This window comes from Enterobacter sp. UPMP2060, from assembly GCF_053709655.1.
The window spans coordinates 583,415-594,607 of sequence record NZ_JBSKJQ010000001.1 but is presented as its reverse complement, the minus strand read 5'-3'; the positions used below and the strand labels follow the sequence as shown (position 1 = coordinate 594,607).

The 11,193-nt window shown below is 54.7% G+C and carries 13 protein-coding genes; 2 read left to right on the top strand and 11 right to left on the bottom strand.

All coding sequences use genetic code 11. The features are described from left to right. Window positions 1–83: 83 nt before the first annotated feature. Entirely contained in the window at window positions 84–1,049 is a 966-nt protein-coding gene (gene ldtC, locus ACWKXN_RS02925) for a L,D-transpeptidase LdtC (protein ID WP_029739865.1), read from the top strand. Between the two features lie 75 nt (window positions 1,050–1,124). Here the strand turns inward: ldtC and bhsA are convergent, their stop codons facing one another. Continuing rightward, complete coding sequence (gene bhsA, locus ACWKXN_RS02920; protein ID WP_454543285.1) at window positions 1,125–1,382, bottom strand: multiple stress resistance protein BhsA; 258 nt, start codon at window positions 1,380–1,382, stop codon at window positions 1,125–1,127. A 244-nt stretch (window positions 1,383–1,626) separates the two neighbouring features. On the opposite strand from bhsA, the gene ACWKXN_RS02915 reads away from it, so the two are divergent. After that, the gene (locus ACWKXN_RS02915; RefSeq protein ID WP_029739866.1) at window positions 1,627–2,262 is read left to right on the top strand and encodes a TetR/AcrR family transcriptional regulator; all 636 of its coding nucleotides are present in this window, start codon (window positions 1,627–1,629) and stop codon (window positions 2,260–2,262) included. A 60-nt stretch (window positions 2,263–2,322) separates the two neighbouring features. Here the strand turns inward: ACWKXN_RS02915 and ACWKXN_RS02910 are convergent, their stop codons facing one another. The 10 genes from ACWKXN_RS02910 to ACWKXN_RS02865 all read right to left on the bottom strand — a co-directional run bounded on the left by ACWKXN_RS02910 (window position 2,323) and on the right by ACWKXN_RS02865 (window position 11,184). Beyond that, complete coding sequence (locus tag ACWKXN_RS02910) at window positions 2,323–2,862, bottom strand: glycine zipper 2TM domain-containing protein (protein WP_008500779.1); 540 nt, start codon at window positions 2,860–2,862, stop codon at window positions 2,323–2,325. Between the two features lie 193 nt (window positions 2,863–3,055). Next, the gene (locus tag ACWKXN_RS02905; RefSeq protein ID WP_023335290.1) at window positions 3,056–4,360 is read right to left on the bottom strand and encodes an NAD(P)/FAD-dependent oxidoreductase; all 1,305 of its coding nucleotides are present in this window, start codon (window positions 4,358–4,360) and stop codon (window positions 3,056–3,058) included. 238 nt (window positions 4,361–4,598) lie between these two features. Beyond that, window positions 4,599–5,141: an alpha/beta hydrolase YcfP gene (ycfP, locus tag ACWKXN_RS02900; RefSeq protein WP_008500781.1), complete on the bottom strand. Its 543-nt coding sequence runs from the start codon at window positions 5,139–5,141 to the stop codon at window positions 4,599–4,601. 34 nt (window positions 5,142–5,175) lie between these two features. Next, on the bottom strand, window positions 5,176–6,201 hold the full coding sequence (nagZ, locus tag ACWKXN_RS02895) for a beta-N-acetylhexosaminidase (RefSeq protein WP_454543440.1): 1,026 nt from the start codon (window positions 6,199–6,201) through the stop codon (window positions 5,176–5,178). A gap of 11 nt (window positions 6,202–6,212) precedes the next feature. Continuing rightward, on the bottom strand, window positions 6,213–7,037 hold the full coding sequence (thiK, locus tag ACWKXN_RS02890) for a thiamine kinase (RefSeq protein ID WP_454543284.1): 825 nt from the start codon (window positions 7,035–7,037) through the stop codon (window positions 6,213–6,215). Continuing rightward, the gene (gene lpoB, locus ACWKXN_RS02885) at window positions 7,018–7,662 is read right to left on the bottom strand and encodes a penicillin-binding protein activator LpoB (RefSeq protein WP_103791505.1); all 645 of its coding nucleotides are present in this window, start codon (window positions 7,660–7,662) and stop codon (window positions 7,018–7,020) included. Before lpoB ends, thiK begins: the two co-directional genes overlap by 20 nt. A gap of 13 nt (window positions 7,663–7,675) precedes the next feature. Next, window positions 7,676–8,050: a YcfL family protein gene (locus tag ACWKXN_RS02880; protein ID WP_023311159.1), complete on the bottom strand. Its 375-nt coding sequence runs from the start codon at window positions 8,048–8,050 to the stop codon at window positions 7,676–7,678. 1 nt (window position 8,051) lies between these two features. After that, window positions 8,052–8,411: a purine nucleoside phosphoramidase gene (gene hinT, locus ACWKXN_RS02875; RefSeq protein WP_033145218.1), complete on the bottom strand. Its 360-nt coding sequence runs from the start codon at window positions 8,409–8,411 to the stop codon at window positions 8,052–8,054. Between the two features lie 247 nt (window positions 8,412–8,658). Next, complete coding sequence (ptsG, locus tag ACWKXN_RS02870; RefSeq protein ID WP_023311158.1) at window positions 8,659–10,092, bottom strand: PTS glucose transporter subunit IIBC; 1,434 nt, start codon at window positions 10,090–10,092, stop codon at window positions 8,659–8,661. A 297-nt stretch (window positions 10,093–10,389) separates the two neighbouring features. After that, a complete protein-coding gene (locus tag ACWKXN_RS02865) occupies window positions 10,390–11,184 on the bottom strand; it encodes a metal-dependent hydrolase (protein WP_454543283.1) in 795 nt (264 codons plus the stop codon). Window positions 11,185–11,193 lie beyond the last annotated feature (9 nt).

The window sequence follows — 11,193 nt, the reverse complement described above, 5'->3', positions numbered from 1 at the left end:
GATCTTCCCGACATACCCATTCGCCATAATTATGTTTAACGCCTTATAAAATAATAACCTTATCATTTACATGGATTATGGTGATGATGACCTCTTCGCGTTTTACTCGCTGGATGACTCTGTTTGCGCTGGCAGCCACCGTCGCGGTGGCGCTTCCCGCCCGGGCAAACACCTGGCCCCTTCCCCCTCCCGGCAGCAAGGTCGTGGGTGAAAACCGCTTTCATGTGGTTGAAAATAATGGCGGTTCGCTGGAAGCGATTGCCAAAAAATATAACGTCGGTTTTCTGGCCCTGCTGCAGGCGAACCCCGGCGTCGACCCGTATGTCCCGCGCGCGGGCAGCGTACTGACCATCCCGTTACAGACCATCCTGCCAGACGCCCCGCGCGAGGGGATGGTGATAAACCTCGCCGAGCTGCGCCTGTACTATTACCCGCCGGGTAAAAACGAAGTGACGGTCTACCCTATCGGTATTGGTCAGCTGGGCGGCGACACGCTGACGCCGACGATGGTCACCACCGTCTCGGATAAACGCGCGAATCCAACCTGGACCCCGACGGCCAACATTCGTGCCCGCTATAAGGCCCAGGGGATCGATCTTCCTGCTGTGGTTCCGGCAGGCCCGGATAACCCGATGGGGCACCACGCGATACGCCTCGCGGCATACGGCGGCGTCTACCTGCTGCACGGAACGAATGCGGACTTTGGCATCGGCATGCGCGTCAGCTCCGGCTGTATTCGTCTGCGCGATGACGATATCAAAACGCTGTTTAACGTCGTTACGCCGGGAACCAAAGTGAATATTATCAATACGCCGATTAAAGTTTCAGAGGAGCCCGGCGGCGTGCGGCTGGTTGAGATACATCAGCCGTTATCGAAAAACATTGGTGACGATCCGCAGACGCTGCCCATTAATCTGAATGCCGCGATGGTAAGCTTCAAAACGAATGCGAATACCAACAGCGTGGTGATGGAGCGTGCGATGGAAGCCCGGTCAGGCATGCCGACCGATGTCACCCGGCATCACGATGTCGTCCCGCAGTCGATGTAAATCAGAAATAAAAAAACGCCCTGCTCAGCAGGGCGTTTTTTATTGCAGCGGCATAAATGAGGGTTTATGCCCGGCTTATTTGTAGATGACCGCCGTGCCGTGCAGGGTGTTAGGACCGGTCACTGAGGTGATGCGGTAAGATTTTGCACCCATCTCTTGCGCTTTTTGCGCCAGCTGATCTTCCAGGGAACCCAGGTTAGAACCTGCAGACGCAGAGATTGTCCCGACTTTATGCTGGTCGGCAGGGGTGGATTGCACCTGTACAGCAGCAAAGCTTGCGAAAGAGAGTGAACTCAGGACAGCGGCAGCGATGAGGGTTTTTACGTTTTTCATGATGTTTACCTTTAGCAGATGAATTTGGAGGTCGTTAATCATTTAGTTAACGATCGATAGGTAAATCATAAGTGTGATCCAGGTCACGCGTCAACATAATTTTATAACGATCGCTAACTTAATTTTAAAATTGTTATTTTTCATACATATATGATTAATTTATTTTTAAGCATTCAGCACTGGTGGCGGGTTGCGTTTATTTTTATAATGGTCATTCACCAAACCAACAGAGGACCAACGGCAAATGACAACCGATGTCACGAGTTGTGCGAAGAAAAGCCGTGGCCGACCAAAAGTGTTTGACAGGGATGCAGCGCTTGATAAGGCCATGACTCTCTTCTGGCAACATGGGTATGAAGCAACCTCGCTTTCCGATCTGGTAGAAGCCACCGGAGCCAAAGCGCCGACGCTGTATGCCGAATTTACCAATAAAGAGGGGCTGTTCAGGGCGGTGCTGGACAGATACATTTCGCGCTTTGCGGCGAAACACGAAGCCCAGCTGTTCTGCGAAGAGAAAAGCGTTGAACAGGCGCTTCGGGACTATTTCACCGCCGTCGCGACCTGTTTCACCAGTAAAGAGACGCCTGCGGGCTGCTTTATGATTAACACCTCTGCCACCCTGGCGGCGTCCTCTAAAGAGATTGCCAATACGGTGAAATCACGGCATGCCATGCAGGAGGAGACCCTCAGCGCATTTCTGGCTCAGCGCCAGCAGCGCGGTGAAATCCCCGCGCAATGCAACCCTCAGCTGCTGGCGCAATACCTGAGCTGTATTTTGCAGGGGATGTCGATCAGCGCCCGTGAAGGGGCCACGCTGGAAAAACTGCAGCATATTAGCGAAACCACGCTGCGGCTGTGGCCTGAGCTACTGAAAATCTGAAGCAAAAAAAAAGCTCCTCAGCCTGAGCGCATGAGGAGCTAAATTCAGAGAACATCTTTTTTACACTTTGTTATTCAGAACCAGCTGGCCGTTTCCATCCAGTGGAATTTGCGTGCCCGGGTCTTTATCCATGCGGATTTTGCCCTGCTGATCGCCAATTTTGTACGTCACGTCATAGCCCAGCATTTTTTCCGACTTGTCATAGACGGTTTTGCAGCGTTGCTGAGTCGTGGTGTAGGTATCATTATCCTGCATCGCGCCCTGCACCTGGTTACCGGCATAGCCGCCACCCAGCGCGCCGACCACGGTCGCCACGTCTTTACCCCGGCCGCCGCCAAACTGGTGACCAATAACGCCACCCGCTACTGCCCCCAGAACAGAACCGGCAATGCGGTTTTCATCCTGCACCGGACGACGGTGCGTCACGGAGACGTTACGGCACTCCTGACGAGGCGTTTTTACGGTTTCTTTAATCGGTGTAGCAGAAACCACCTGTGCATACTGCGGGCCGCGATCTAATACGTTGAGACTGGCAACGGCAGCCACACCTAACGCAGCCGCGACGCCAATCCCTATACCCGCCAACATTGATTTATTCACGGGACTTCCTCCTTTGTTGCTATTGGTAACAATTTTGCAATGGAGGCACGGCTTCGCCAATAAGATAAAGGATCAAAAAAGGGGCGTTGAGAGGAGATATATTGTATTTAGGAGAACTCTTAAGCAGTCAAACTGTGATCTACAGCATGAAATGCTAAAAACTCCCTCCGGAGGGCCCGGAGGGAGTGAAAGATTAGTGCAGCTTCAGACGCGGACGGATCACGCGGTTGATTCTGCCCACCAGCATCATCAGCCCGGTTTTGAAGTAGCCGTGCAGCGCAATCTGGTGCATGCGGTACAGGGAGATATACACGAAGCGGGCAATGCGCCCTTCTACCATCATTGAGCCGCGCATCAGGTTGCCCATCAGGCTGCCGACAGTAGAGAAGTTTGACAGCGACACCAGTGAACCGTGGTCTTTGTAGACATAGGCTTTCATTGGCTTGCCTTTGTACTGCGCCAGAATGTTGTGCAGCACCAGGCTTGCCATCTGGTGAGCGGCCTGCGCGCGCGGCGGCACGAATCCACCTTCAGGACGCGCGCAGGAGGCACAGTCACCGATGGCAAAGATTTCAGGATCGCGCGTGGTTTGTAGCGTTGGCTCCGTAACCAGCTGGTTAATGCGGTTGGTTTCCAGACCGCCGATCTCTTTCATAAAGTCAGGCGCTTTGATACCAGCCGCCCAGACCATCAGATCCGCTTTGATATACTCGCCGTCTTTGGTGTGCAGGCCGCCTTCATCGGCGCTGGTCACCATGGTCTGCGTCAGCACCCGCACGCCCAGCTTGGTGAGCTCATTGTGCGCCGCACCGGAAATACGCGGAGGCAGCGCAGGCAGGATACGTTCACCGGCTTCAACCAGCGTGACGTTCAGCGCTTCGTTAGTTAACCCTTTGTAACCGTAGCTGTGCAGCTGCTTCACCGCATTGTGCAGCTCCGCTGACAGCTCAACGCCCGTCGCGCCGCCGCCGACAATGGCGATATTCACCTTACCGTTCGCACCCATATTGCTGGTGTACTTCAGGAACAGGTTCAGCATTTCCTGATGGAAACGACGCGCCTGGTGCGGGTTATCGAGGAAGATACAGTGCTCTTTCACGCCCGGCGTGTTGAAGTCGTTGGAGGTACTGCCCAGCGCCATGACCAGCGTGTCGTACGCCAGTTTACGCTCGGGAACCAGTAGCTCCCCTTTTTCATCGCGCAGCTCTGCCAGGGTGATGGTTTTGCTTTCACGGTTGATGTCCACCACCGAGCCCAGCTGGAACTGGAAATGATGGTTGCGCGCGTGCGCCAGATAGCTGAGCGCGTCCACGCCCTCATCCAGAGAACCGGTCGCCACTTCGTGCAGCAGCGGTTTCCACAGGTGGCTGTGGTTACGATCCACCAGCGTAATTTTGGCTTTTTTACCGCGACCCAGCTTCTTGCCCAGCTGTGTAGCCAGCTCCAGCCCGCCAGCACCACCGCCTACAATCACTATCTTTTTCAATGGCGTAGTCAACGTGACCCCCTCAAATTATTAACCAATTGTTAATTAAAAGTTATAAAAATAACCCTTAATTAACAACAGGTTACAGCACTGAAACCATTCAGGTGCATTGAGAATACCACGTCAGGCGCATTGGTCATACCAAAATTGATATGCATCAAGTTTTGATGGCTTAAAAGTAGACAATTCTGGTCAAAAAGAAAGCCCGGTACGCTTTCGCGGCCGGGCTTTGATGCATGCGGGTAATTGATTAACCCAGCGTTTTAAACGCTTTGATACGCTGCAGATGCGGAGAGATGTTTTTGAACTTGTGGGTCTGTTCTTCGTCCCAGACGATCTCATAGTAATGATGCAGGAGCTCTGCTGCCCGATGGCTGTTGAGCGCTTCATCATTACGGGAAAGGATCACCAGGCAGCGGTCGCGGTTTTTCTCACGGAAGTTGCTCACGCACTTGGTCGCAATATCGACATACTCTTCCGGACGGTCAATTTTGCCTTCCATGTTCTCGTTCGGGAACAGGTTAGGATTGAACACCACCTGGCGAATGTCGCACAGGAAGCCAATCCGCTCCGCCCAGTAGCCGCCCAGCCCTACGCCGCAAATCAACGGGCGATCGTCGACGTTGAGCTGCAACATCTTGTCCACCTCTTTGAGCAGATGCTGCATATCATGCTTCGGATGACGCGTGCTGTAGCTGATCAACCGTACATCCGGATCGATAAACTGCAGCTGCAGCACCTTCTCATGATTGCCAGGACTGTTTGAGTCAAAACCGTGTAAATAGATGATCATCGTCTTCTCACCACGCTACGCCTTCCGGGAGGGTTTACAGGCTGGCTTTATGTGCCTGCCAGCGCTCATTCAGGTCTTCAAGCCGGGCGTTGACCGTCTTCCAGCGCGCCGAATCCATCAGCTCCTGACGGCTAAATGAACCTTTATGATACAATTGTGTAACACGCTCTGCATTGATCGGCGACAGGTTATCCAGCACGCTAACGGCACCTTTACGATTATTGCAGACCAGGATCATATCGCAACCCGCATCCAGCGATGCCTGACCGCGTTCAGCGTAGCTGCCCATGATCGCGGCCCCTTCCATCGACAAATCGTCAGAGAAAATCACGCCGTTGAAGCCCAGATCCTGACGCAGAACGGTTTTCAGCCAGTGCGGAGAGCCGCTGGCAGGACGCGGGTCGACGTCGCTGTAAATCACGTGCGCGGGCATAATGGCATCCAGCTTGTTATCGGTGATAAGCGACTGGAAAACCGACATATCTTTGGCGCGAATTTCCGCTTCCGGGCGCGGATCGCGCGGGGTCTCTTTGTGAGAATCCGCCGTCACCGCCCCGTGACCCGGGAAGTGTTTCCCGGTGGTTTTCATGCCTGCGTCGTGCATGCCGTCGATGAACCGGGTCGCCATTGCCAGCGCAATACGCGGGTCTTCATGGTATGAGCGCTCGCCAATGGCAGCGCTGATATGCCCTACATCCAGCACCGGTGCAAAGCTGATGTCGATATCCATAGCAATCATTTCGCTGGCCATCAGCCAGCCGGCCTCCTGCGCCAGTTTTCCACCCTCTTCCGTGCCGAGCAGCGCAGCGAATGACTGGGCTGCCGGGAGGCGGGTAAAACCGTCGCGAAAACGCTGCACGCGCCCGCCTTCCTGATCGACGGCCACCACCAGATGATTGCGCGACGCGGCGCGGATCTGACGCACCAGCTCGCGCAGCTGCGCCGGATCGTGATAGTTGCGAGTAAACAGGATCAGGCCACCCACCAGCGGATGCGCCAGAATTTCACGCTCCTCCGCATCCAGCTCAAACCCTTCAACATCCAACATGACTGGACCCACATCCACCTCTCTTATCCTTTAGTTTGTAACTGACGCCAGGCATCGTCTGCCAGCGCAATAAATTGTTTGTCTCTGGACTGCCGATAGCGCATTTCAAACCAGCCAGCCATTAACATAATGACCCAGGGTCGCCAGCGTCTGACCTGACGCCTCAGCGCGTCGGGGTCAATATGCGCCACCCGGGCGTAGCCCCTGATGAGCATCTGCCGCGCGGCTTCACTCTCCGTCCAGACGGCCGCCAGCTCCAGCGCCACATCGCCATCTCCGGCATACTCCCAGTCGATAAGCCTGATGCCCGCTGGCGTATGAACAATATTCCCGGCATGAACATCCATATGCAACGGCGCGAGCCGAATCGGCTGCGGCTCGCCCGTTTTACGCAACCGCCTGAGAAGTGCCAGCCACACTGGAGTACGCCTGTCAGGCAGGGCTTGCTGCCAGTAATGTTCCAGCAGTGGGAATAACGTAATTCGCCATCCCAGACGTGGCTGCCGGTGCAGATGATACAGCACCGCCGCAAGCTCCGGCGTGTCCGACAGCGCGCTTTTAACTTCACCTTCCAGATAGTCGACGGCCATCCAGCCCTGTCTGAAAAAACGAGGGGCAGGCACGAGATCTGACGGAAGACGTCTCAGGGCACGAAACTGACGACGGAAATGGGAGGCAGGCGCGTCGGGGTCGTGATTTTGCCGCAAGACCAGACGTCGTTCGCCCTGCTCTATAATGCAACTCGCGCCGCCAAGCCCGGAGTGGGCCTGCGGCGCGATAAGGCGGTACTGAGGAAAATAGCGCGTCAGAATCTCTTCACGCGTGCCGTCATTGTTGCGTAACCGCACCTTTACCTGACCAGATAATTTCGCCTGTCTGAACCAGCATCAGCTGCATCTGCAGGGCTGGGGTATTCACGTTACCGGTGGCGTTAGAGTACAGCACATACTGTGCGCCAACGTTACGGGCAATGCCGATCGCCTTGCTGCGGGTACCGAGGCTATCCTGCGGCGACAGGCCCAGCTGCTGTTTGGCGACGGCGAGCTGCTGAGCCGAGACCAGCGTAAACTTGCCGTTGTTAGCCAGAGCATTGCGCAGGGTTTCCGTGGCTTCACCCGCGTTCAGCGAACCGTTGGTGCGGTTGTTCACGCTGTCGACCAGCAATACGCTGCCCGCCGTCACGCCCTGCGCCTGCAGCATTTTGCCTACCATCGGCTGCATCGCCCCGTTCCAGTCGTAATGGCGCACGCGCGGCGTGGGCTGTGACGTCTGGTCCGGATGTTCAATCGGCCCTGGCTGCGCCGGTATAGACGGTACAGACGGCACGGTTGGCTGCTGCTGCGTTGGCGGTGTCGGCTGTTCAGTACCCGGCTTAGCCTCTTCCACAGGCGCAGGCTGTTCAGTTCGGGTCACACACCCTGCAAGAAACAGAGCGAAAGCTGTCACGAGCGCATAGCGGCTCAAATTTTTAATCAAGGTTCACCCCTCAGAGATAAAGATAAAGTCTCACCTTATGCGCACCCAGATAGTTGGCGCTGCCATAGAGCGTTACCGACGACCTGGCCGGAATGGTGACGCTGCGCGGCGCCTCCAGCGGATGCATTTCAAGACCTCTTACGTCATACCAGAAAAAACGGTAGTGGACCGTCACCGGTTCATGTCTTTCATTAAAGAGCGTAGAGGAGGCAGATGAGTTGATTTCACTGATGGTCAACGCGGGCTGTTGCGCCGTGATGCCCGCGGCAAGCACGGAGGACTCCATGACCAGCGTCTGTTCATCATTCACGGGGATCGCCGGACGCGAGCTGCACCCCACAATCATCATCGCCATTACCAGCGCTGCAATACGCCCTTTCAGCATGTCAAAGACCTTTATGTGCCAGCATCGGCCCCAGAGGACGTCCACCCAGCAGATGCATGTGAATATGATAAACTTCCTGGCCACCATGGCGGTTGCAGTTCATGATCAGACGGTAACCATCTTCTGCAATCCCTTCCTGTTCAGCGATTCTGGCAGCCACCGTCAGCATACGACCTAACGCCACTTCATGCTCGGTTTTTACGTCGTTTACAGTCGGAATCAGAATATTGGGAATGATAAGGATGTGCGTCGGGGCCTGAGGGGAAATGTCCCGGAAAGCCGTCACCAGTTCATCCTGATAGACGATATCCGACGGGATTTCGCGGCGGATAATTTTACTGAAAATCGTTTCTTCAGCCATGACCTTTTCCTTTTTTGTTTAATCTGGCGCAATGCGTCCGCTGTAAACACACTCCCGGGATCGGTGTGTGACACAATCCAAGAGTATGAGCGAGTTTCTCCTGTCCTTTCAACCTCCTCCCTCGATTTCTTTCCTGAATGTTCATCAGCTGACTGAAGAGTGACCGCTCTCGCGTCTCAGTGGCGTTTTTTAAGACACAAATAAAAAAGGCAGCCATTCGGCTGCCTTAGTCTCCCCAGGTCACAACTTAGTTGCTGCGGATGTACTCATCCATTTCGGTTTTCAGGTTATCGGATTTGGTACCGAAGATTGCCTGTACACCAGAACCTGCAACAACTACGCCCGCTGCGCCCAGTTTTTTCAGACCCGGCTGGTCTACTTTCGCTACGTCGGCAACGCTCACACGCAGACGAGTGATGCACGCGTCCAGGTTAGTGATGTTCTCTTTACCGCCGAACGCTGCGACCAGTGCCGGAGCCATTTCGCTGGTAGCGCCAGCTTTGCTGTCTTCTGTCGCATCTTCACGACCCGGAGTTTTCAGGTCCAGTGCTTTAATCAGCACGCGGAAGATGGTGTAGTAAACAACTGCATAGCACGCACCCACGATTGGGAACAGCCACAGTTTGCTGCTGTTACCGGACAGAACGATGAAGTCGATCAGACCGTGAGAGAAGGACGTACCGTCACGCATACCCAGCAGGATACAGATTGGGAACGCCAGGCCCGCCAGAATCGCGTGGATAACGTACAGGATCGGCGCAACGAACATGAAGGAGAACTCGATCGGCTCGGTGATACCGGTCAGGAACGAGGTCAGCGCTGCGGAGATCATGATACCGCCCACTTTTGCACGGTTCTCTGGCTTAGCAGAGTGCCAGATAGCAATCGCAGCTGCTGGCAGACCGTACATTTTGAACAGGAAGCCACCTGACAGTTTACCTGCAGTTGGGTCGCCCGCCATGTAACGTGGGATATCGCCGTGGAATACCTGACCTGCTGCGTTGGTGAATTCACCAATCTGCATCTGGAATGGAACGTTCCAGATGTGGTGCAGACCGAATGGAACCAGGCAACGCTCGATGAAGCCGTAGATACCAAACGCCACAACCGGGTTCTGGTAAGCAGCCCACTGAGAGAAGGTCTGGATAGCAGAGCCGATTGGTGGCCAGATGAAGGACAGGATCACGCCAGTGAAAATCGCTGCCAGACCAGAGATGATCGGAACGAAACGCTTGCCCGCGAAGAAGCCCAGATACTCAGGCAGCTTGATGCGATAGAAGCGGTTAAACATATACGCTGCAATCGCACCGGAGATGATACCGCCCAGAACACCGGTGTCCGCCAGGTGTTTCGCGGCGATCTCTTCTGCCGGTAAATGCAGAACCAGCGGCGCAACCACAGCCATGGTTTTCACCATGATGCCGTAGGCAACCACTGCAGCCAGCGCAGAAACGCCGTCGTTATTGGTGAAGCCCAGAGCCACACCGATCGCGAAGATCAGTGGCATGTTAGCAAAGACAGAACCGCCTGCTTCGGCCATCACGTGGGACACTACGGCTGGCAGCCAGCTGAAGTTAGCAGAACCGACACCCAGCAGGATACCTGCGATAGGCAGTACGGATACTGGCAGCATCAGCGATTTACCGACCTTTTGCAGGTTAGCAAATGCATTCTTAAACATAATTGAGAGTGCTCCTGAGTATTTGTGCTTTTTTTACGCTTTCACGCATTGGCCCGGGGGGAGTACCGTGCCGTGGACAGGACATCTAAGCGCCCTTTATTTATTACACAGAGTAAAATAATTCCCTCTGAGTTTGTTTGACGGCTATCACGTTTCAGCTTAAGGCGGTCGAAAAACTTTCAGTTATTTACAAAAAGCATGTCCGGATGTGTCTAAATACACACTCACCGCCCCAAATGAGGCGGTGAACTTTACTCGCTTTACTTATTAATTACGAGCCTAAAAAAAACAGGTGTATCAAACAGATTGCAGGCGGGCGGGGTCGATATGGAACAGCGTGGAGAAGTTTTCCGTCGTCACGCGGGCCAGCTCATCGATGCTGATGCCCTTCAGTACGGCCATGTACTCAGCCACGTCTCTCGTCATAGCGGGCTGGTTCTCTTTACCGCGATGCGGTACCGGTGCCAGGTAAGGAGAATCCGTCTCCACCAGAATACGATCGAGCGGAACATAACGCGCAGCATCACGCAGCTGCTCAGCGTTACGGAACGTCACGATCCCCGAAAACGAGATATAAAACCCCAAATCAAGCAGCTTCCCCGCCGTTTCTCTGTCTTCTGTGAAACAGTGTAGTACGCCACCGCAATCCGTCACGTTTTCTTCCCGGAGGATAGCCAGGGTATCCGCGCGCGCATCGCGGGTGTGGACGATAACCGGCTTATTCAGTTCCCGGCCAATGCGAATATGGTTGCGAAAGGACTCCTGCTGGCGCGGTTTGGTTTCCGGCGTGTAAAAATAGTCCAGACCGGTCTCGCCCATCGCTACCACGCCCTCTTCTGCTGCCAGTCGGCGCAGATCCTCAACGTCGTAGGCCTCGTCCTGATTCAGCGGGTGCACGCCGCAGGAGAACACCACGTTATCGCGAACGCCCACCAGCTCACGCATGGAGCGGTAGCCCGGCAGCGTCGTCGCCACCGCAAGACAGAATTTCACATCGCGGGCAGCGGCTTTTGCCAGCACGTCATCCACGTTTTTATGCAGGGATTGATAATCCAGGCCATCAAGATGGCAGTGTGAGTCGACTAAAAACATAATGTCTCT